We start from the raw sequence: 21,941 nt of genomic DNA, 5'->3' as shown, positions 1-21,941 counted from the left end.
GAAAAACGTAGCAAAATACGTGAATCATATAAAGTAAATTTACAACATTATGAAAAAAAAACAATTAATTCCATTATTTTGCGCCGCTCTAGCTATGATGAGCTGTAGCGACAGCAAATCATCTGTAGATGATGTGATTGATCTCGGTGGAGGCGGCAGCACTTCTGAAAAGTCAGAAGAGTATTATGCTGGTGGTAAGCTCGGTACTACGACACTCCAAGGTGCCAATGCCTACAAGCAGCCAACTCCTGCCGTAGAGCAGCAAGGTTTCGGAGCAGCCTTCCAGATTGGTGAGGCACTCTTTGAGCGCGACTTCAATACCAATACCGATGGAGCATTCGCTGGTCTTGGTCCGCTCTATGTACGTCAGGGTTGCCTCTATTGCCATCCTGCATATGGTCATGGCAAGCGCCAGAAGCGCTACAGATACTCAGATATGGGTAACGGATACCTGCTGGTTATCTACGACAAGAAGACCAACGCCTACATCTACTCTGTAGCAGGTATGCCACAGACTGGTGCTGTTGAGCCATTCAAGCCACAGATTGATGAAACGAAGATCAATATCGATTGGAAGCACTATACAGACGAATGGGGCAACAAGTTTGCTGATGGTGAGACTTACGACCTGATTTATCCTGAGGTAACCATCCCTGCAGATGCCTATTACTCACCAGTTACCGTGAAGAGGGACGGCAAGGAAGTAGTGATTCCAAACGATCAGGTGGCAGAAGAAATCGGTATCCGTCTTGAATCTACCATCGGTATCTATGGTACAGGTCTTACTGATGCTATTCCTGATGAGGAAATCACCAAGCAGTGGGAATCTGAGAGCAAGTATTTCAATTCTGTGGGCAAGACTGATGCCTTGAACCCAGCTATGTGGAACCAGGCTGAGAACAAGTGGAACAGCTACTATTCCAATTCTATGCAGGGAGACGGTACCAAATATGTCCGCCGCTATACATACGCTTTGAGCCGTGGTCCGCTGCTCGATGCTGCCGGTGCCAACGCTATCTGGAACATCACCAATGTTACCCGTCCAGACCGTCGCTACCACTACCTCAGTCTTGATGGCAAGATTTATGCTACCACAGCCATGAACGATGCAGACGTGCAGAAGGGTTTCCCTGAGTATATCAACAAGGTTGACCCTGAGAAGAAGCATACCGACTGGCACACCGACGATGTAAAGCAAAACATCTACAACTACTTGATGGCAAAAGACCTCGATGTAGAGATGACTGGCGAGCAGTATAAGAACTTCATGGTATGGCACCGTGGTCTTGCTGTTCCTGCAGCCCGCAATGTGGGTACAGAGAAGTACGAGGAGGGCAAGAAACTTTTCAATGAGATTGGTTGTGCATCTTGCCACCGTCCATCCTGGACAACTGGCGACGACAACATTCAGGATCCAAACAAGTACTTGACCAACAGCGATATGCCTCGTTATGCCAACCAGAAGATCTGGCCATATACCGACTTCGTACAGCACCGTCTCTTCATGGAGAACGACATCCGTACCGGCTGGTGCCGCACCACTCCACTCTGGGGCCGTGGCTTGTCTAAGCTCTGTACAGGTGCTGAAGACCGTCTGCACGACTGCCGTGCCCGCAACACGCTGGAGGCTATCATGTGGCATGGCAATGCTAAGAGTGATGCCCGTTTCGCTATCGAGAAGTTCCGTAACCTCACTTCAGATCAGCGAGCAGCCATCATCTTCTTCTGTGAATCCATTTAAACTTCTATCATAAAAAGCCACATGCTTTCTACCCCAGACAGGGGAAAGAAGCATGTGGCCTTCACTGTGCTACAACAATACATTATATGATTTCAAAATATACAAAAACAGCAGGATTACTATCATTAAGCCTAGCATGCATCTCTTGCAGCAACAGTACATCAACGTCAGCCATAGATGACATCATCGACATAGGTAAACCAACCGAAAAGACAGATATGCCAGAAGACTACTATACTGGCGGAGAACTCGGAACAGTTTTCAATCTCTCTTCAGCCGCTTACGAGCAACCAGCTCCGGCTATTGAGAAACAGGGCCTTTCCCATGCATTCTCTATGGGAGAATACTTCTTTGAAAAGCCTTTCACACAAACAGAAGAACCGTTCAAGGGCTTAGGCCCACTCTATATACGCTCATCATGCCAACACTGCCACTTAGGCTACGGACATGGCAAGCGACAAACCAAATATGATTCAAGCCAACAGGGAAACGGCTATATCCTCATGATTACAGACGAAAACGACATAGTAGTCCAGTCATTCGGATGGGTAGCCATGGGAAAGGCTACGGCTCCTTTCAAGCCACAGTTTGATGAGAAGAAAGTAAATATCGACTGGAATGAATACACCGACGAATGGGGCAATAAATTTGACGACGGCGAGACTTACTCTCTCATCTATCCAGAGGTAACTCTGGAAGAAGGTTGCATCTATGGAAAGCTCATAGACAAGGATGGAAAGGAAGTGCCGATGTCGAAGGCAAAAGTAAGACTGGAATCAACCATCGGTTTTATAGGCACAGGTCTCATTGATGCCATCCCAGACGAGGACATCCTGCAACAATATCGCAACGAAGGCAAGCATGCTACACTTAATCCTCAATTCTGGAACAATGATACTAAAGATTTCGTGAAGAATTCCGACGGAACATTGGCTGTAGAGAATGGAGGTATCGTTTATAAGTTTGACTATGCACTAGACCGTGCCTCAGTGATGAGTGATGCTTCGTTCTGGGAAGTTCAAAACGTAACACGAGATGATTTCCGTTCGCATTATATACCTAAGGAATACTGGCAGTTTGCCGCACAGGATCCTGAGGTAACCAGCAAATTCTACGAGTATTATCCAGAATGGAACAAAACAGGAGACCCTGCCAAAGACATCATTACCTTCGGAAACGCAACAGACCTACCCGTTGAGATGAAAGAATCAGACTACATCAACTATATGGTATGGCACCGTGGTATTGGTATTCCTGCTGCCCGAAATACGACAACAGAAGATTTCAAGGAAGGCAAGCGTCTCTTCAGCCAGATAGGTTGTGCCAACTGTCACCGACCAACCTGGACAACCGGAGAAGACAAGATAAGAGACCCATACAATCGTTTCAGTTCAGATGATACCCGTATGGTTCACTATCCCAACCAGAAAATCTGGCCTTATACCGATCTGGTACAGCATCGATTGTTCATGAAGAACGATCTTCGTACTGGCTGGTGCAAGACGGCACCACTTTGGGGACGTGGACTCATGCAGATATGTGCAGGACATTCTGACAGATTGCACGACTGCAGGGCACGCAACACACTGGAAGCCATCATGTGGCATGGTTGTTGCTCAGAAGGAGGCAAGAGCGATGCTCACTGGGCGGTAGAAAACTTCCGCAAGCTGAGCAAAGAACAGCGCCAACAAGTTATCAAATTTGTAGATTCAATTTAAATGAACAAGCTTAAGAGTTTTATAATCAGTTTAGCCGCCATCATCATCATTGTGATGATGGCAGCTACCTTTGTTGAGAATTCCAAGGGAACCGCATTTGCCCAGACCCATATCTACAGTTCGCTATGGTTTGTCATAGCATGGGCTATTCTGGCGGTAGTCAGCTTCATCTATATGCTGAAGCATCGCCTGTTCCGCCGTATCTCTGTATGGATGGTCCACATGGCATTCCTTATCATCCTGCTGGGTGCACTCACCTCCTGGCTTACCTCTAAGAGCGGCGATGTCTATCTGCGTCAGGGAGTACCAAGCAAGGAACTGGTGCTGAAAGACAAGACCATCGAACAACTTGACTTCACCTTGAAGCTGAAAGACTTCAAGGTCATCAACTATCCGGGCACCGATGCACCGATGGATTATGTTTCGGAAATCACAGCCGACAACGAACCCGTGAATATCTCAATGAACAATATCGGACAGTATCAAGGCTACAGATTCACCCAGGCTGGCTATGATGAGGACATGAAGGGCACTCACCTGGGTGTATATTATGATCCCTATGGGATAGCCATCACCTACATAGGCTATTTCATCCTGTTCGTAGCATTGCTTAATATGCTCATCAGCAAGCGTACCAACATGCGAAGATTCTATCATCTTGCCGTAGATCAGCAGGCAGCCAAGACGCTCCTGCTTACCATATTGCTGGCTATGCCGGCATTCCTGTCACCTGTCCAGGCACAGGAACTGAGAAAAGTAGATAATCAGATAGCTGATGACTTCGGCAAAATTTGCGTACTCTACAACAGCCGCATCTGCCCTATCAATACAGTAGCCACCACCTTCGTCACCAAACTCAGCGGCAAACCATCCTGGAACGGGATGACTGCCAACCAGATTTTCTGCGGCTGGGTATTTGATGTAGCCAACTGGGAAAATGCTAAAATGATTGAAGTGAAAAGCAAAGAGGCTCAGGAGGTACTGGGAATAACCGGCAAGTGGGCTAGTTTTTCTGATTTCTGGAACCAATACAACGAGTACAAACTCGACAAGCCGCTGAAGGAGGCTTACCGTAGCGGCAACAAGGAACTGCAGAAGAACCTCCGTGATGCAGATGAAAAATTCAACATCATCAGAATGCTCTATAATGGCGAACTGCTTCGCATGTATCCCTATACCGACAAGAATGGCAATATCACATGGCTGGCACCGGGCGAAAAGAACGTCCATGGCTACCTGCCACCTAAGGAGTGGTACTTTGTAAGGAAATCCATGGATTATCTTGCCGAAAGTATCATCATGAACAATGAGGATCGTGCCAAGACACTGATCAGCAAGATATACGATTACCAGCACATTCGTGGAGAAAAGGTGATTCCTTCGCAGACTGCCATCTATGCAGAACTGACATACAACGTCATCAACACCCTGCGCTGGCCTATCATACTCTATCTTACCGTGGCACTCCTGGCTGTCATCGCTTCTACCATCAGACTCAACGACAGGAAGAGGAAGATTCAGACCATCATCAGTACATCGCTTGCAGGAATCATGCTGCTGCAGACTACCATTGTTATCGGATTAAGATGGTATATCTCAGGCCATCTGCCTATATCCAATGGTTATGAGACGATGCAGTTTCTGGCATGGTCGGTATTGTTGATTACCTTATTGTTGAGAAAACGATTCAGCATCATCCTGCACTACGGACCTTTATTGGCTGCATTTGCGCTATTGGTAGCCATGATTACAGACAGCAATCCGCAGCTCACCCAGCTGATGCCGGTATTGCAGTCACCATTACTGTCGGTACATGTCATGGTTATCATGTTTTCTTATGCGCTGTTCGGCTTGATGGCATTGATAGGCATTCAGGGCATTATCGCCCATATCAGAAAGGACACGGCATTGGAGTCAAAGCTTGCAGCCCTCTCCCAGTTTCTGCTCTACCCTGCCGTAGCGCTGATAGCAGTAGGAATCTTCATCGGTGCCATCTGGGCAAATGTCAGTTGGGGAAAATACTGGAGTTGGGATGCCAAGGAAACATGGGCTCTCATCACCATGCTCATCTATGCAGCTCCTCTTCACAACGACATCAGGTGGATGCATAAGCCGCTGCATATACATATCTATATGCTTATCGCCTTCCTCAGCGTACTGATGACCTATTTCGGTGTGAACTACTTCTTGCCGGGTATGCACTCGTATGCATAAAAAAATGAAATAGGCTTCGATGGCAAATGAAGCCTATTTCATCATACAACGAAAGTACTTGCATGAGCACATGAAAGTACTTTCGTTTTTTATTGCTTTTTCTACTATATGCTACCTGCCGGATATCCGCCTCATGCACCAGGCATACGTCACCCTTGCCTTCCTGAGTATCGCCATGACCTACTTCGGTGTGAACTATTTCCTCACGGGCATGCACTCATATGCATAGCCCGCCGGAAAGCAGAATATAATAGATAGATGCTATGAAATAATAGCCATAATCTTTCGTTTATCTATCATAAAAGCCGTATCTTTGCAGCAAATTTCAAATAAACAAGATTAAAATGGAAACAAGAAAAGAAATTGCAGCAGAAAAGAAGCGTTGTGGATCTCATAACTGTACCCAGGCAGTGGTTTGTACCTATTATGATTATACAGGTATCGACGAAGATACCCTCAAAAATGTGGGCAATGCCTTTGCAGCGGGAATGGGAAATATGGAAGGAACCTGCGGTGCCCTCGTAGGAGCAGGTGTGGTATTGGGTCTTGCCACCAAAGATAAGGCAAAGGCTATCAAGGCGATGCGACAGATTATGACCCAATTCCAGCAGCGCAACGGAGCTACCCAGTGCAGGCTTCTCAAGGGCGTAGGTACGGGAAAGGTCCTCAGAGAATGCCCGCTCTGCGTAGCCGATGCGGCAGAATTTCTGGAAGAGCTGTTGGATAAACTAACCGATCAGTAGAAAACGATGGCAAAATACAAGGCTCAAAGCGAGCACGACCGCTGCGTGGCATGTGGTGTTTGCGTAAAGGTGTGTCCCAAGGATGCCCTCAGCATCTACCGGGGATGTTATGCAGTAGTGAATGAGGATCTGTGCATAGGTTGCGGCATCTGTGAAAGGAATTGTCCGGCAGGAGTCATGCACAAGGTATTGAGATAACAGATAAAAAGCATTTTTATGGCAAGACAAAAAAGCAAGAAGTGGAGTGATTATCTGTGGCTGGTATCCGCCACCTATTTCACCCTTGGATTCTTCAACATCGTGTTTGCGTGGCTGGGAGTCATCTGTTTTATGATTCCGCTGTTTATGGCAGTTTTCGGAGGCGGCAAGGGATATTGCAACAACTATTGTGGACGAGGTCAGCTTTTCCTGCAGATAGGAAATACCCTGGGAGGGTCGCGCAGGAAGGTAGCGCCAAGATGGTTATCATCCAAATGGTTCCGTCATGGATTCCTGCTGTTCTTCATGTTCTTCTTCATCCAGATGATCATCCTCACAGTGATGGTGGCAAAGGGAGCAGAGAATCTCCATCAGACCATTCATCTGCTCTGGACCTTTGATGTTCCCTGGCACTGGGCATATCCTGTAGAGATAGAACCCTGGAAGGCTCAATTTGCCTTCGGTCTCTATGGCATCATGCTCACTTCCCTGATAGTGGGTGTGCTTCTCACCATCTTCTACCGTCCGAGAACCTGGTGTGTTTTCTGTCCGATGGGCAACATGACTCAACTCATCTGCAAGCTCAAGGCAAGATAAGCCCTGTACTTGGCTGATATAAATAGAATAACGATATGAATGTACAGCAACTGAAATATATTGTGGCACTCAACCGCTTTCGCAATTTTGCGAGAGCGGCAGAGGCTTGCCAGGTTTCGCAGCCCACGCTCAGTGCTATGCTTGTGAAACTGGAGGAAGAACTGGATACCCGTATCTTCGAACGAAGCAATAAGTCTGTATCTCCCACTGCATCAGGCAAGAAGATTATCCGTCAGGCAGAAACGGCATTGCAGGAGATAGAACGCATCTCGGAAATCGTGATGGAAGATAAGGGAGAGATAGGCGGAAAGCTGTCGCTCGCCGTGGGACCAACCATTGCCCCCTACATTCTGCCCAAGTTCATCAGACACTATCGGGAAAACTATCCATCGGTGGATCTCAACATCCAGGAACTGAAGGCTGATTTCATGCTCGATTCCCTGCTTCGTGGTGAGACGGATGCCGGCATAGCCATCTCCGACAATATCCGTGAAGGCATTCTGGAGATACCGCTCTACACGGAGAAGTTCTATGTATATCTTGCTGAGAGCTGCTGGCGCAAGCTTCCTGTTTTCAAGCCTGAGAATCTGGAGTATGAGAACATGTGGATTATGAAGGAGGCACAGTGTCTGCGCAACAGTGCCTTTTCGTTCTGCAAGGCGCGCAGCAAGGGTCATCATATCTATGAGGCAGGCAGCATCGAGACCCTGATAAGGATAGTGGATGAGAATGGTGGCTTCACCATCATTCCAGAGATGCACCTCCCCTTCCTGAGTGAGGAGCAGAAGAGGAATGTAAGAAAGATAGAAGGAGATTATCTGTCGCAGCGGCGCATATCGCTCTATATCAGGGAGGATTACATCCGTGAGCGGATGCTGAACACCCTAGTCGATACCCTCAAGATATTCATTCCGGAGGAGATGATGGGAGAAGGCATCAGGAAATACGGCATCAGGTTGTAACCTTAAAATGAATAGACTCCATCTATCGCCGCATTGACTGAGTGATTTGGTGGAATGCCGGATTCTTCTTATCTTCGCACCGATAAAAACAAGTAATAACTTTTAAATATCAATAATGATGGAAAAATTCAATGAAATGATTAACGGCGAACAGCTGACATTGGTAGATTTCTTCGCTACCTGGTGCGGACCTTGCAAGATGATGCACCCTATCCTGGAACAGCTGAAGGAGAAGATGGGCGATGACATCAGAATCCTGAAAGTAGATGTAGATAAGAACGAGGCACTGTCCATGCAGTACCGCATTCAGTCGGTCCCTACCCTCATGCTCTTCAAAAAGGGAGAAATGCTCTGGCGACAGAGCGGAGCCATGAGCCTGAATGATTTGATGCAGAAGATTTCGCAGCAGCAATAATAGCCCTGCAGAAAACGAAATCCATTCCCCCACACTTTTTTATGTTTTTTTAATATCCTACGGTCACAATTGTTACCGTAGGATTATTTTTAAAGCCGTAATTTTGCAGCCGGAAACCAGGAATGGCAGATTGCCGCCTGGAAGAAAACATTAAAATAACTCATTAATTTATAGCAATATGGCAGAAAACAAGATGTTCTGTTTCCAGTGTCAGGAAACAGCTAAGGGTACAGGCTGTACCATCAAGGGTGTTTGCGGTAAGGAGGCTACAACTTCCAAGTGGCAGGATCTGCTGCTCAGCGTGGTTCGTGGCATAGGAACCATACAGCATAGCATAAGCGAAGAACCGACACCAGAGGTAACCCATTTCCTCACGGATGCACTCTTCACCACCATCACCAACGCCAACTTCAACGACCAGGATATCCTGCAAAAGGTAGATAAGGGCATCGTACTGAAGAAACAGCTGCTGCAAAAGGCAGCAAGCATGAATATCCACCTCCCTGCCTATCAGGAGGTAACCTGGGGTGGCGAGAAGACAGACTATGAGGCAGAGGGCGCCCGTGAATCCGTGCTCCGCCACGAGAATGCAGATATCCGCTCTCTCAAGGAACTCACCATGCTCGGTCTGAAGGGTATGGCAGCATACTACGAGCACGCAGCCCATCTGGGAGAAGAGAACAGCGAGATTATCAGCTTTATCTGCCGTGCTCTCGCCACCATCAGCAACCCTGATGCTGATATGAACACGCTGCTGGGCGTGGTGCTCGAAACAGGAAAGTACGGCGTGGATGTGATGGCACTCCTCGACAAGGCCAACACCCAGGCATACGGTAATCCGGAACTCACCAGAGTGAACATCGGCACAGGCAGCAATCCGGGCATCCTCATCTCCGGTCACGACCTGAAGGATATCGAAGATCTCCTCATCCAGACCGAAGGCACGGGCATCGACGTCTATACACATGGCGAGATGCTTCCTGCCCACTACTATCCGCAGCTCAAGAAGTACAAGCATCTGGTGGGCAACTACGGTAATGCGTGGTGGAAACAGAAGGAGGAATTCGAGAGCTTCAACGGTCCTGTAGTCTTCACCACCAACTGCATCGTACCGCCATCGCCATCGGCAGGCTACAGGAACCGCGTCTTCACCACCAACTCTACCGGTTTCCCTGGCTGGAAGCATATCCAGGCGGGTGCCGACGGCCACAAGGACTTCTCCGAGGTGATTGCGCTTGCCAAGACCTGCCAGCCACCTAGGGAGATAGAGACAGGCGAGATCATCGGCGGTTTTGCGCATGCCCAGGTCTTTGCCCTGGCAGACAAGATAGTAGAGGCAGTGAAGAGCGGAGCCATCCGCAAGTTTGTGGTGATGAGTGGCTGCGATGGCAGAATGAAGAGTCGCAACTACTACGAGGAGTTTGCCAAGGCGCTTCCTCAGGATGTAGTGATACTCACCAGCGGCTGTGCTAAGTTCAAGTACAACAAGCTCAATCTGGGCGACATCAACGGCATTCCTCGTGTGCTGGATGCAGGTCAGTGCAACGACTCCTATTCCTGGGCGGTTGTGGCATTGAAGCTGAAGGAGATCTTTGGAGCCAGCGACATCAATGACCTTCCTATCTTCTTCAATATTGCCTGGTACGAGCAGAAGGCTGTCATCGTACTTCTTGCCCTGCTGCATCTGGGCGTAAAGAACATCCATCTGGGTCCTACGCTCCCAGCCTTCTGTTCACCAGCCGTACTGAAGGTACTGGTAGATACCTTTGGCATTGCCGGAAACGGAACGGTAGAAGAGGACATCAAAAAATATATAGGATAAAAGGAATTTAATAATTTTATATTACAATAGGATATGAGAGCATCAAAATATCAATTCGAGGAGTGGCCAACCGATCTGCTGATCGATTATGCCCTCAAGATTCATCACCGTGGAATCCGTGAGAAGGGTCCGGAAATCCTCAGTCTCATCCACTCGATGATGGGTGAGAATCAGTTAATGGCAGAAATAGAGAGTCTCTTCAGCGAGTGCATGCTTGACCTGGAGAACCATCTGCAGAAGGAAGAGCAGGTTCTCTTTCCGTTCACCTATCAACTGATGGAATCGCAGCTTACGGGTCAGCCTGCAGCGCCGATACATTGCGGCTCTGTAGCCATGCCTATTCACGTGATGATACTGGAACATGATAATGAGACCAAGCGCCAGCAGCGCCTCAGAAAGCTCACAAACAACTACACCCCGGCAGCTGATGCCAGCGGAGATTATAAGTTGCTACTGAGTCTGCTGAAGAATTTCGCAGAAGATCTGAACGAGCATGTCTATATAGAGAATGAGATCATCTTCCCTCGCAGTCAGCTGCTGGAACAGCAGCTACTGAGTTAAGGGAGAATTTGCAGCCGTTAGACAACGTCCATGCAGAGCATACAACAATAAAGGGAGATTTCTTGGCGAAATCTCCCTTTATCTATTGCAAAAAGCAGCTATAATTTCTTGATTTCATCTAATGACAACTGGGTTGCTGCTGCCACTTGCTCGGCAGACAAGCCCATTGCAAGAAGACGACGGGCTGTAGCCTTCTTCTCATCTTTGGCTCCTTCGGCACGACCTTCTTCTCGTCCTTCTTCTCGTCCTTCAGCTCGTCCTTCAGCTCGTCCTTCAGCTCGTCCTTCAGCACGACCTTCTTCTCGTCCTTCTTCTCGACCATCGGCAAGACCTTTCTGCCAGCCATCATCATACCCCGTCTTGATAACGCTGCGCTGATAGCGCAGATTCTCCATGTGACGGACATAATCATTCTTTTCCGCTACGGTCAACTTATCTATATCCAGGCATTTGCGGGCATCTGCCAAACCTGGGGCCTGGGCTGCCTCGCTGATCTCGCCGGTCTTGAGAAACTCGATCCATTCATCCAGATTGTTCACCGCCAGCTTGTCAAAGTTGTTCACGCAGAGCAGATAATACTCCGGGAATATGTCTCCGGCTTCGCGATTAGTCTTGCGCCCCTGAGGGTTTTCATCACCGAAGAAGAGTTCACTCTGTCGGTTGGAGAGTTTCAGAATATCATTCGGCTGATGCAGTCCCTGGAACATCGTCTTGCCATGATATACATAATCCTTAGCCTGTCCCAATGTGAAATACACGATATTGATAGAATATACCTTGCGCACTTTGTCGTAATCATCGCCCAGACTGATATTGTCTGTGATGACCTTGGAAACTCCATAGAGCATACGGTGGAAATAGGTATGTTCACGGGTATTCTGTATCTCGAAGATGATGAATTCTCCCTTCTCATTTTCCGCCAGGATATCCACTCTGTTGAATTTATCATTCTCGGTCTGCTGATTGCTCTCACTATCCAGGAATCGGTTGATCTTGAATTTCTCGTTCAGCAGCGAACACATAAAGCCTTCCAGCACGGCATAGTTTGCCTTGTTGCGAAGCAGGCGCTTCATCGCCCAGTCAAATCTGATATAATTTGCCATATTCTTCCTCCATTTATTAATATTCAGCTGCAAAGTTACGACTTTATTTTAAGACACCAAAGTTTTTTCGTATTTTTCTTGCTTATTACCAGAACTTTAGCTAGTAAGATTCCACTCTTATAGGGCGTGTGGAGATTCTGCCTTCAAGATTCTAAATGGAGCAAACAATAAATCGGGGGAAAATGCGTTATTGAATATAAAACTTAAATGTATGAAAGAATCAATATTCGTTACCTTGCAGAAATGCACGGTGTTTGAGGGGTTTACTCCAGAGGAAATCAGAGAGGCACTGTCGATGGTAAGCTACCGGATGGTGGAGCTTGCTGCCAGGGAAACCTATGTGCTGGCAGGAATGCCCTGCAGATATGCCGACATCATTGTCGAGGGGGAGATGATAGCCCGCATGTCGGGATTGTCGGGCAAGCAGGCTCAGATAGATAGGCTGGGAGAATCGATGTTGATAGCCCCTGCCTATATCTTCGCACATAATAACGAGATGCCCGTAAGCGTGGAGACAAGCAAGAAGACCACCCTCCTGCGTATGAGGCCTTCGGAACTGAAACTGCTAATAGATACTGATGAGCGCATACGCTGGAACTTCATCCAGCACCTGTCAAGGATAGATATCTTCCTTTCGCAGAAAATGCGCATGCTCTCCCTTTTCTCCGTCAAGGAGAAGGTGGCGCAATACCTCATCAAGATGGCTACCGAACAGCAGAGCAGAACCATCCGACTGGATGTCAGCCGCCAGGAAATGGCGGATATCTTCGGTATCCAGAAGTTCTCGCTCCTCCGCTGCCTCTCCGAATTCGAGGAGAAGGGTGCCATCAGGATTGAGGGCAAGACCATCACCATACTCAACTCGGATGAAATGAAATAAGGAGCAGGAATGAATGTTCAATCATTTTTTTAACAGTTTATTAAGAGTTTTTTTGAAAAAAAGCGTAATTTTGCAGTGAAACTAGATGTTGAACTAAACGAATGGCGTATGAAACAGGTAGAAGAAAGATACATCAGCTTGCTGACCGACTTCGGCTTCAAGCGAATATTCGGAACGGCAATGAACAAGGATTTGCTCATCAGCTTCCTCAACAGCTTGTTTAATGGCAGACAGGTTGTGAAGGACGTGTCGTATCTGAATCCAGAGCACGTAGGAGGCAAGTAAGATGGCATATCGTGATATCAAAAACTCTATTGATACGGCAAAGCAAGAAGGTAAGAATGAGAAAGCCTTGGAAATTGCCAAGAACATGCTTGCCGATGGTGTTGACATCAATCTAATCAAGAAGTATTCCGGACTAACCCAGGAACAGATAGAAAAAATGAAATAACTAATAGAATAAAAAAATGAAGGAAAAAATCAAGTTGGTAGGCTGGAGCATCTTGGGAATCCTGCTCATAGCTGTAGCAACATTACTGTTGGCACGCTTTGTTTTCAATAAACAAGTGGAAGCTTATCTTTGCAATTCGCTGAAGAATGAAATGGTAGAAAAATTAAAAGACGCTGGCAAATATGTACCAGATACTACGTCCTATAATTTTGCATATCAGAAAGATTCTGTCCAATCACAAAAAATCCGTGAATATTTCAAACTCGATACTGTTGTATCTTCCACAATGCCAACATGGGACAAGGCCATTTCACTGGCACGTTTTGTAGCGGAAAACATTCCTCATGCCAATCAAAAGATTAATCCTAAGAGACGTAATGCTATAGATCTCTGGAAATACACTCGATCGATAGAGCCTGCATTCAACTGTCGATTACACTCCATCCTCTTACACGAACTATTGCTGTCTGAGGGTATTGTAAACCGCTTTGTAACTTGTCATCCCGCAGATTCCGAGGATTCCGACTGCCATGTTGTTAACCTGGTGTGGCTGCCAGAATTACAGAAATGGGCTATGCTAGACTCGGATATGAATGCTTGGGCAGAAGATGAAAAAGGCACTCCACTTTCTCTTGCAGAAATGCGTGAGCGATATATTGACGGCAGAGAAATCGTTTACCGTCCTCTCTTGAATTCAGATAATGATTTTGTTTATTACAGGGCATATTGGGCAAAAAACTTATACTGGTTTGATACTTGGGAGACAACAGGCTATGGTCGCGAAGATAATAATCCTGCTTATCGAAACAATAATCGCCATATCGTGCTTGTTCCTTCTGGATTCAAAGGTTTTGAACTTCCCGACCATTCAGTACTGACAACAGATACTTCACGTTTCTGGGCAGCTCCCCAAAATTAGTAACTGCCATTTACTAGATCTACCCCAGGAACAAATACAATAGGCTTCAATGGCAAATGAAGCCTATTTCATTGTCCAACGAAAGTACTTTCATGTGCTCATGAAAGTACTTTCGTTTTTTATTGCTTTTTCTACTATATTTTATTCCATAAAGACAGAGCGCCAAAGACTGTAACGCGCCTCTGGGTTCAGCTGCTCCAAATGAAGGAAGACGGCTTGCATATCCGAACGGCGAGTAGTCTCTTCGTAAGGACACAACGCCTTCTGCTTGGTGAAATGCAACTCTTCTGCCACCTGACGGATATCCGCCTCATGCACCAGACAAAGGGGGCGGATGATGGTGAGCGGATAATGTTTTAAAGGAAGACTGGGCTGCATGGTGGAATGAGAACCCTCAAAGGTGATGTTCATCAGCAGGGTAACGAGGATATCATCCATGTGATGGCCCAAGGCTATCTTGTTAAAACCATTATTTACAGCAAACTCGAAGAGCGTCTTGCGACGGTTCCAGGCACAGAGGAAGCAACGGGTCTTTCGGGGATCGGTGGATTCATCGAAAGAACTATGCAGGATATGGAGTTTGATGCCATTCTCTGCACAAAATGCCTGCAGATAAGAACGGTCGGTCTCGTAAGGAATGTTATCCATAATGATATGCGCCGCCTCCACTTCGATATGAGGTTTATAGATGCGGGCACGCTGAGCCAAGAGACGCACCAGTTCCAGAGAATCCTTTCCACCGCTCAAGGCAATGAGAATCCGGTCCCCATCCTCCAAAAGATGATAGTCAACACATCCTTTATTGAATCGCTTTAATACTTTCTGTTCTGCTTTCATCATATTCTGAAAAGGGAAAAGAAAAGCCGCACCCTATAAACAGAGTACGGCTTTATCAAGATACATCTCTCTACCTTGCAGAAGAGAAACGACAATTTAAACTTCAAATATAATTCTATCTTACTTAGCGTAAGCTACACTACGAGTCTCACGAATCACAGTAATCTTAACCTGACCAGGATAAGTCATCTCATTCTGAATCTTGGTTGCGATTTCATCAGAAAGCTTGATGCTCTCTTCATCGTTCATCTTATCCGCACCAACGATGACACGGAGCTCACGACCTGCCTGGATAGCGTAAGTCTTGGTTACGCCAGGATAACTCATGGCGATAGCTTCAAGATCGTTCAAACGCTTGATATAAGCCTCTACAATCTCACGACGGGCACCAGGACGAGCACCAGAGATAGCATCACAAACCTGTACGATAGGAGCCAATAATGTGTTCATCTCCATCTCATCATGGTGAGCACCGATGGCATTGCAGATATCTGGTTTTTCCTTATACTTCTCTGCAATCTTGGCACCATACAATGCGTGTGGCAATTCACTCTCCTCATCAGGCACCTTACCAATATCGTGCAAAAGACCGGCACGCTTAGCCTTCTTAGGATTCAAGCCCAATTCTGAAGCCATGACAGCACAGAGGTTAGCTGTTTCACGGGCATGCTGCAAGAGGTTCTGACCATAAGAAGAACGGTACTTCATCTTACCGATGATACGAATCAACTCTGGGTGCAGACCATGGATGCCGAGGTCGATAGCTGTACGCTTACCAGTCTCGATGATTTCATTATCCAACTGTTTCTTCACCTTGGCTACCACCTCCTCGATACGGGCTGGGTGGATACGGCCGTCAGCAACCAACTGATGGAGAGCCAGACGGCAAACCTCACGACGAACAGGGTCGAAGGCTGAGATAACGATTGCCTCTGGAGTATCATCCACTACGATTTCTACACCAGTTGCAGCTTCCAAGGCACGGATGTTACGACCTTCACGACCGATAATACGTCCCTTCACCTCATCATTGTCGATATGGAAAACGCTGACAGAGTTCTCAATAGCTGTTTCAGTAGCAACACGCTGGATTGTCTGAATCACAATCTTCTTAGCCTGCTGGTTAGCATTGAGTTTGGCATCATCCATAATCTCATTCACATAGCTTGCAGCATCGAGTTTAGCCTGATCTTTCAGACTCTCAATCAATCTCTGCTTAGCCTCTTCAGCACTCAGACCAGAAAGTTCTTCCAGTTTAGCCTGCTCCTGTTTCTGCATCTTATCAAGTTCCTGCTGCTTGACAGACAAGAGTTTCTTCTCGTTGTCAACACGCTGCTGATACTGATCAATCTCCATCTTGCGTCGACCGAGGTCTTCCTGACGCTGATTGAGAGAAATCTCGCGCTGCTTCAACTTATTCTCATTCTGCTGGATGCGAGAATTACGCTGCTGCACTTCTTTTTCGAGTTCCGCCTTCTTGTTGAGGAATTTCTCCTTCACTTCCAAAAGCTTCTTCTCTTTTACTACTTCTGCCTCTTTGTTGGCAGCTTCTATCATTTCATTATATTTTCCCTTAATGACATAACGGAAAATGAAATACCCAGCAGCACCGCCGATAACAAGCGCCACCAAGGCTGCTATAATAGTTACTATCATTATATTATATATATGTTTATTAATATTCTTATTTCAAAGCGTCTTCAATCTCGGAGGTAAGCTTCTCAAGAATATCATCATAAGGTTTCGTATCATTCCGATCCGATTCCTTCTCATATCTCAATGCCACATCAATGAGCGCCATATACAGGATTTCCTTATCGCTCTTTCTGCCTTTGAAAATCTTGGTATATGAGTTTACAATATCATCTATCAGCTTAGCTGATTTACGATAATACTCCTCGTCTTCCCTAGGTATTCTTACCGAAAGATCTGTATCATAGACGTGTAATCGTATGAGTAATTTATCTTGTTCTTGTTCTGCCATCGTTCCGATTTTTACTTTTCACCCAATAGTGTGATACACTTATTGACATCTCTGATAAGCTTGGCGATGCGCTTCTGAGTAGCTTCCATATCATTGTCAGAAATCGTCATCATCTTCGCCATCTTCAAGCTGTCGTAATCACTCTGCGCTTGAGCCAACTTTTCCTCCAATGCCTTGATTTTGGCATCACGCTCATCCACCATCGCATAGAGTTCAGCATTCTCCTGCTTGACCTCGTCAAACTTAAGAATCATCTGCCTTACTCTTGTGGCAAACGTATTAATTGTTTTCTCATTTGCACTCATGACTATTATTTTTGGCTACAAATTTAAGAGAATTATTTGAATAAAACAAATATTCTGCTATTTTTTTTCATTTTGGGCGCAACATTTGTTACTTTCCCATCTTCTGCTTCGCCTTTTCTACGTCTTCATCTGATGGACGTGGCTCTTTTTTGGCAAGCATCAATACCTGGAAGGTAAAGTCGGTTACCCATTGCTGGCTGAATGCCAAGCGCTTGTTGAACTGGCGCAACTGAAGCACGGTTTTCAGCACACTGGCATCAGAGAAATCGTTCTTGGTAAAGATATCTTCTACAGTTTTAGCAGTCATCTTATATAGCGAATTCTTCATGAAGCTAGGCAAACGGAGTTTAAACTTCATCAGATTGCCCATCAGCATCATCAGATCCTGCGTAAAGTTTTGGAACTGGATGAGATATACGTTTACATCCTGCAGTTTGTGGCAGTTCTTACGGATACTGGAATCTATTTCCTTGAAGAAGGCATCATCCGTATCATAGATATTCTTCATCATTTTCTTCACCTGTGCCTTTTCACCAATACCCAGACGATTGTTGACCGTCGGAACATGCAGACTTGTCTTGAAGACACGCAAGTCTGGCAACATGGCCAAATTGGTGATACCTAACTGAGAAGCAAGTGCAGCCTGAAAGTATACACGGACCAAGGTCATGTAATCTTCCATTCCACCTACCTTTTTATCGTCGTCTTTACGACCGAATAGTTTTGCAAAAATTCCCATTCCTTTATTATTTTATTTTCTATATCTATTTAAATTGTTCTGCAAAAATACAATAAAATCAGTAAATACCCAAATCAAAGCGATGTTTTTTATCTAAAACGGTGTTTTTTTTATCAAAAAATGCATTTTTATGGCTTATGATTTCACGCATTCAACTTTTTTTAGTAACTTTGCCGCGTTTTTAAGATTAAGACTATCCAACTTCATTATATTAGAAATAGAGAAGATATGAAAGGAATCGTATTAGCGGGAGGTTCGGGTACAAGACTTTACCCTATTACCAAAGGTATCAGTAAGCAATTGATACCAATTTTTGATAAGCCAATGATATACTACCCTGTTTCCGTGCTAATGTTGGCAGGAATCAAGGAGATTTTGATTATATCTACCCCATTCGACTTGCCTGGTTTCAAACGTCTGTTAGGCGACGGCAGCGAATTGGGTGTACACTTCGAATATGCAGAACAGCCATCACCCGACGGTCTGGCTCAAGCCTTCATCATTGGTGAGAAGTTTATCGGTAATGATACAGCCTGTCTGGTTTTGGGTGACAACATTTTCTATGGAGCCGGTTTTACGGGTTTACTCAAGGAAAGCGTAAAAGCTGCAGAAGAAGGACTGGCAAGCGTATTTGGCTATTATGTCAACGATCCGGAAAGATATGGTGTGGCAGAGTTTGATGAAAACGGCAACTGCCTGAGCATAGAAGAAAAACCGGATATGCCTAAGAGCAACTATGCGGTTGTAGGACTCTATTTCTATCCAAACAGCGTGGTGCATGTGGCTAAGAACATCAAGCCTAGCGCAAGAGGTGAGTTGGAAATAACAACAGTAAACCAGCACTATCTGACAGAAAAGGCTCTGAAGGTAAGAACCTTACAGCGCGGTTTCGCCTGGCTTGACACCGGTACCCACGATAGCCTTTCGGAAGCCAGCACCTTTATAGAAGTCATCGAAAAGAGACAGGGTCTGAAAGTGGCATGTCTGGAAGAAATCGCATTCAAACAAGGATGGATTGACAAAGAACAGTTGCTGAAACTTGCCCAACCGATGCTCAAAAACGGGTATGGACAGTATCTGAAAGAACTAGCGGCAAGCAGATAGCACAGATTCTATCATTTATCTTATACAAATATAAAAAGGTGTAAACACAATAGAATATAAAATAATGGAAGAAACAAAGAACTTTGATTTAGGACGTGATCAAGAGCAGGAAGAAAAGTCATCTATTGACTTCCAGCTGATTTATTCTACTCTTATCCTCAACTGGAAATGGTTCGTTCTATCACTCATTGTATGTTTGGGATTGGGATATCTCTACATACGCCATGCAAGACCGCAATACCAGGCAACCGCCAAGGTACTGATAAAGGATGACGACCAGAGAAAGAACAGAGGAATGGGTAACAGCATGATTCAGAATGCTGCAAACCTCGGTTTTATTTCAAACTCAAACGGTATAGACAATGAGATTGAAATTCTTTCGGCTCAAGACTTGGCTAACCAGGCTGTAGTAGACATGAAATGCTACGTGAACTATTACCATAAAGGAACCTTCAGGGATCAGTTAGTCTACAAAGAGCAGGAGGTCAGCGTTGACTTAGACCTGGCTCATCTCAAGAAACTGAATGCTCCTATCAAGCTTCTTATAGAGAAAACTGGCAGCCAGTATCAGGTTACAGGTTCATACTACATACCTGTAGATGCCTTCTCCTATCAGAAGGATCCTGTAAAGATTGAAAAGACTTTAGCTGGTCTGCCAGCAAGCATCAATACACGTGTAGGAACCCTCCACTTCACTCAGAACGGCAAATACGCATTAAAAGACGGTGAGAGCCTGAAGGTGATTATCGTGTCACCAGAAATGGCGGCTAAGGGCTATACAAAAGCACTGACTGTCAGCCAAACTTCAAAGACCACAACCATAGCCGAACTGGTGATGAAAGATGAAGATCCTCAGCGCAGTATCGACTATCTGAGAACTCTGGTAAATGTTTATAACCGCCAGGCCAACGAGGACAAGAATGAAATTTCTTTCCGCACAGAACAGTTCATCAACCAGCGTCTGGAGAAGATCAACAACGAACTGGGCAATACAGAAGGCCAGCTCGAAAGCTACAAGAAGCGTAACAATGTTGTAGAGATGAAGCTCAACGCAACAGCTGCCATCGCTAACTCAGACACATACGCCCAGAAACTCCAGGAGGCTAACACACAGGTTGAACTTCTGAATGAGCTTGGCAAATACATGAACGAACCTGGCAACAGATATCAGCCTATCCCATCAAACGTAGGTCTGACTGATGAAAGTTCAACAGAGTTGATTAACGAATACAACAAGATAGCTCTGAACCGCAACCAGATGTTGCATTCTGCCAGTGAGAATTCTCCAACCGTCACACCATTATCAGCCCAGTTGGATGACCTTACAAAATCTATCAAGCGCGCCATGCGCCAGGCTAAGCTTGGTATGGAAATCCAGCGTAACAGCATTGCCAAACAAGCTGCCATGTATGCCAGCCAGATAGGTAACTCGCCAGAACAAGAGCGAGTTCTTACACAGATTGGTCGCCAGCAGGAAGTAAAATCTGGTCTTTACCTGATGCTTCTTCAGAAACGTGAGGAAAACTCCATTTCGCTAGCAGCAACGGCAGACAAGGGTAAGGTTATCGATGCTCCTTCATTGGAAGGAAAGGTTAGTCCTAAGAATCCTATCATTATGCTGATAGCACTGGTACTGGGTATTGCAATCCCTGCCGGCATCCTCTTCCTGAGAGAATTCTTCAAGTACAAGATTGAGGGACATGAAGACGTGATGAAACTCACTCAGATACCTGTCATTGCCGATATTCCTGTGGCAAGCGACGCTGCCAAGAAGGAAGGAAAGGCTGACATTGTGGTTCACCAGAATGTAAACAACCTGATGGAGGAGATTTTCCGTGGCCTGCGTACCAATATTCAGTTTATGCTGAAAGAAGGTGAGAAGGTGATGATGTTTACCTCTTCTACATCAGGTGAAGGTAAAACATTCGTGGCATCCAATATCGGTATCTCGCTCGCCTTGCTGGGCAAGAAGGTTATCATGGTAGGTCTGGATATCCGCAAGCCACGTCTGGCAGAGCTCTTCGAGATTGACAACCACCATAATGGTATCACCAATCTGATTATACACGACCATAATACATGGGATGACATTCAGAAACAGATTCTCTCTTCGGGTATCAACAGTAAACTCGACCTCCTTATGGCTGGTCCTGTTCCTCCTAACCCAGGAGAGTTAGTAACCAGAGCAAGCCTTGACGACATTATCAGTCAGTTGAAGGAACATTACGACTATGTTATCCTCGATACGGCTCCTGTAGGTCTTGTAAACGACAGTTTGCAGCTTGGACGTCTGGCTAATCTCTGTGTATACGTCTGCCGCGCAGATTATACTCCAAAGGCTAGTTTCGGCATGATCAATGGTTTGAAAGCCGAGAATAAATTGCCTAACATGTGCTTAGTACTCAATGGCGTCGACCTCTCTAAGAAGAAGCACAGCTTCTATTATGGTGTCGGTAAGTACGGCAAATATGGTAAATATGGCAACTATGGTTCTTATGGATCATACGGCAAGTATGGCAAATATGGAACTTACGGCCAGTATGGCAGCTATGGCAACTATAGCAACAGCCACTATGGCAATGCCAACGACAACAGTATCAAGAAGTAATCAAGAACATACATACAACAAAGAAAAGAGTCTTTCTATC

General features: G+C 45.7%; 22 protein-coding genes and 1 pseudogene. 17 read left to right on the top strand and 6 right to left on the bottom strand.

Annotated features, from left to right (window positions below):
* Window positions 1-49 precede the first annotated feature (49 nt).
* From FO447_RS01440 to FO447_RS01390, 11 genes are all read left to right on the top strand, one after another.
* Window positions 50-1,741 (top strand): di-heme oxidoredictase family protein, encoded by a 1,692-nt coding sequence (locus tag FO447_RS01440; RefSeq protein WP_118139187.1) that lies wholly within the window; start codon window positions 50-52, stop codon window positions 1,739-1,741.
* 86 nt (window positions 1,742-1,827) lie between these two features.
* On the top strand, window positions 1,828-3,459 hold the full coding sequence (locus FO447_RS01435; RefSeq protein ID WP_118139188.1) for a di-heme oxidoredictase family protein: 1,632 nt from the start codon (window positions 1,828-1,830) through the stop codon (window positions 3,457-3,459).
* Window positions 3,460-5,673 carry a cytochrome c biogenesis protein CcsA gene (ccsA, locus tag FO447_RS01430; RefSeq protein WP_118139189.1) on the top strand — a complete coding sequence of 738 codons (2,214 nt, stop codon included), beginning with the start codon at window positions 3,460-3,462 and terminating at the stop codon, window positions 5,671-5,673. It abuts the gene before it with no gap.
* A gap of 19 nt (window positions 5,674-5,692) precedes the next feature.
* Window positions 5,693-5,902, top strand: a complete 210-nt coding sequence (locus FO447_RS01425; RefSeq protein ID WP_118139190.1) for a hypothetical protein — start codon at window positions 5,693-5,695, stop codon at window positions 5,900-5,902.
* 115 nt (window positions 5,903-6,017) lie between these two features.
* Window positions 6,018-6,416 (top strand): C-GCAxxG-C-C family protein, encoded by a 399-nt coding sequence (locus FO447_RS01420; protein WP_118139191.1) that lies wholly within the window; start codon window positions 6,018-6,020, stop codon window positions 6,414-6,416.
* Between the two features lie 6 nt (window positions 6,417-6,422).
* Window positions 6,423-6,614: a 4Fe-4S binding protein gene (locus tag FO447_RS01415; RefSeq protein WP_200758442.1), complete on the top strand. Its 192-nt coding sequence runs from the start codon at window positions 6,423-6,425 to the stop codon at window positions 6,612-6,614.
* Window positions 6,615-6,632: 18 nt separating this feature from the next.
* The gene (locus FO447_RS01410) at window positions 6,633-7,211 is read left to right on the top strand and encodes a 4Fe-4S binding protein (protein WP_200757350.1); all 579 of its coding nucleotides are present in this window, start codon (window positions 6,633-6,635) and stop codon (window positions 7,209-7,211) included.
* Between the two features lie 35 nt (window positions 7,212-7,246).
* A complete protein-coding gene (locus FO447_RS01405; RefSeq protein ID WP_118139192.1) occupies window positions 7,247-8,173 on the top strand; it encodes a LysR substrate-binding domain-containing protein in 927 nt (308 codons plus the stop codon).
* Between the two features lie 118 nt (window positions 8,174-8,291).
* On the top strand, window positions 8,292-8,588 hold the full coding sequence (trxA, locus tag FO447_RS01400) for a thioredoxin (protein ID WP_118139228.1): 297 nt from the start codon (window positions 8,292-8,294) through the stop codon (window positions 8,586-8,588).
* Between the two features lie 178 nt (window positions 8,589-8,766).
* Window positions 8,767-10,410, top strand: coding sequence for a hydroxylamine reductase (gene hcp, locus FO447_RS01395; RefSeq protein WP_200757348.1), 1,644 nt, complete (start codon window positions 8,767-8,769; stop codon window positions 10,408-10,410).
* A gap of 33 nt (window positions 10,411-10,443) precedes the next feature.
* Window positions 10,444-10,971: a hemerythrin domain-containing protein gene (locus tag FO447_RS01390; RefSeq protein ID WP_089542967.1), complete on the top strand. Its 528-nt coding sequence runs from the start codon at window positions 10,444-10,446 to the stop codon at window positions 10,969-10,971.
* A 98-nt stretch (window positions 10,972-11,069) separates the two neighbouring features.
* Here FO447_RS01390 and FO447_RS01385 read toward each other — a convergent pair whose 3' ends face one another.
* Window positions 11,070-12,074: an Rpn family recombination-promoting nuclease/putative transposase gene (locus tag FO447_RS01385; RefSeq protein WP_200757346.1), complete on the bottom strand. Its 1,005-nt coding sequence runs from the start codon at window positions 12,072-12,074 to the stop codon at window positions 11,070-11,072.
* Between the two features lie 211 nt (window positions 12,075-12,285).
* Between FO447_RS01385 and FO447_RS01380 the strand changes: the two genes are divergently transcribed.
* The 4 genes and pseudogenes from FO447_RS01380 to FO447_RS01365 all read left to right on the top strand — a co-directional run bounded on the left by FO447_RS01380 (window position 12,286) and on the right by FO447_RS01365 (window position 14,324).
* Window positions 12,286-12,954: a Crp/Fnr family transcriptional regulator gene (locus FO447_RS01380; protein ID WP_200757344.1), complete on the top strand. Its 669-nt coding sequence runs from the start codon at window positions 12,286-12,288 to the stop codon at window positions 12,952-12,954.
* A gap of 108 nt (window positions 12,955-13,062) precedes the next feature.
* Window positions 13,063-13,230 (top strand): annotated as a pseudogene (locus FO447_RS01375) (PD-(D/E)XK nuclease family transposase); the annotation flags it as partial.
* 10 nt (window positions 13,231-13,240) lie between these two features.
* Window positions 13,241-13,405 (top strand): hypothetical protein, encoded by a 165-nt coding sequence (locus FO447_RS01370; protein ID WP_153073933.1) that lies wholly within the window; start codon window positions 13,241-13,243, stop codon window positions 13,403-13,405.
* 16 nt (window positions 13,406-13,421) lie between these two features.
* A complete protein-coding gene (locus tag FO447_RS01365) occupies window positions 13,422-14,324 on the top strand; it encodes a transglutaminase-like domain-containing protein (protein WP_200757342.1) in 903 nt (300 codons plus the stop codon).
* A 141-nt stretch (window positions 14,325-14,465) separates the two neighbouring features.
* Here the strand turns inward: FO447_RS01365 and FO447_RS01360 are convergent, their stop codons facing one another.
* The 5 genes from FO447_RS01360 to FO447_RS01340 form a co-directional block, all read right to left on the bottom strand.
* Window positions 14,466-15,164: a tRNA 2-thiocytidine biosynthesis TtcA family protein gene (locus tag FO447_RS01360; protein WP_200757340.1), complete on the bottom strand. Its 699-nt coding sequence runs from the start codon at window positions 15,162-15,164 to the stop codon at window positions 14,466-14,468.
* 117 nt (window positions 15,165-15,281) lie between these two features.
* Window positions 15,282-16,817 (bottom strand): ribonuclease Y, encoded by a 1,536-nt coding sequence (gene rny, locus FO447_RS01355; protein WP_117586134.1) that lies wholly within the window; start codon window positions 16,815-16,817, stop codon window positions 15,282-15,284.
* A 28-nt stretch (window positions 16,818-16,845) separates the two neighbouring features.
* Window positions 16,846-17,145 carry a cell division protein ZapA gene (locus tag FO447_RS01350; protein ID WP_022120985.1) on the bottom strand — a complete coding sequence of 100 codons (300 nt, stop codon included), beginning with the start codon at window positions 17,143-17,145 and terminating at the stop codon, window positions 16,846-16,848.
* A gap of 11 nt (window positions 17,146-17,156) precedes the next feature.
* The gene (locus FO447_RS01345) at window positions 17,157-17,450 is read right to left on the bottom strand and encodes a hypothetical protein (protein ID WP_022120986.1); all 294 of its coding nucleotides are present in this window, start codon (window positions 17,448-17,450) and stop codon (window positions 17,157-17,159) included.
* Between the two features lie 88 nt (window positions 17,451-17,538).
* On the bottom strand, window positions 17,539-18,189 hold the full coding sequence (locus tag FO447_RS01340) for a hypothetical protein (RefSeq protein WP_118065623.1): 651 nt from the start codon (window positions 18,187-18,189) through the stop codon (window positions 17,539-17,541).
* A gap of 228 nt (window positions 18,190-18,417) precedes the next feature.
* Between FO447_RS01340 and rfbA the strand changes: the two genes are divergently transcribed.
* Together rfbA and FO447_RS01330 are read left to right on the top strand one after the other, a co-directional pair.
* Window positions 18,418-19,293, top strand: coding sequence for a glucose-1-phosphate thymidylyltransferase RfbA (rfbA, locus tag FO447_RS01335; protein ID WP_118152635.1), 876 nt, complete (start codon window positions 18,418-18,420; stop codon window positions 19,291-19,293).
* A gap of 64 nt (window positions 19,294-19,357) precedes the next feature.
* Entirely contained in the window at window positions 19,358-21,901 is a 2,544-nt protein-coding gene (locus tag FO447_RS01330; RefSeq protein ID WP_118152633.1) for a GumC family protein, read from the top strand.
* The last annotated feature ends 40 nt before the right edge of the window (window positions 21,902-21,941 follow it).

Origin of the sequence: Segatella copri (assembly GCF_015074785.1) — a bacterium.
Classification (GTDB): Bacteria; Bacteroidota; Bacteroidia; order Bacteroidales; family Bacteroidaceae; genus Prevotella.
This window is presented reverse-complemented; position numbering and strand designations above follow the sequence as displayed.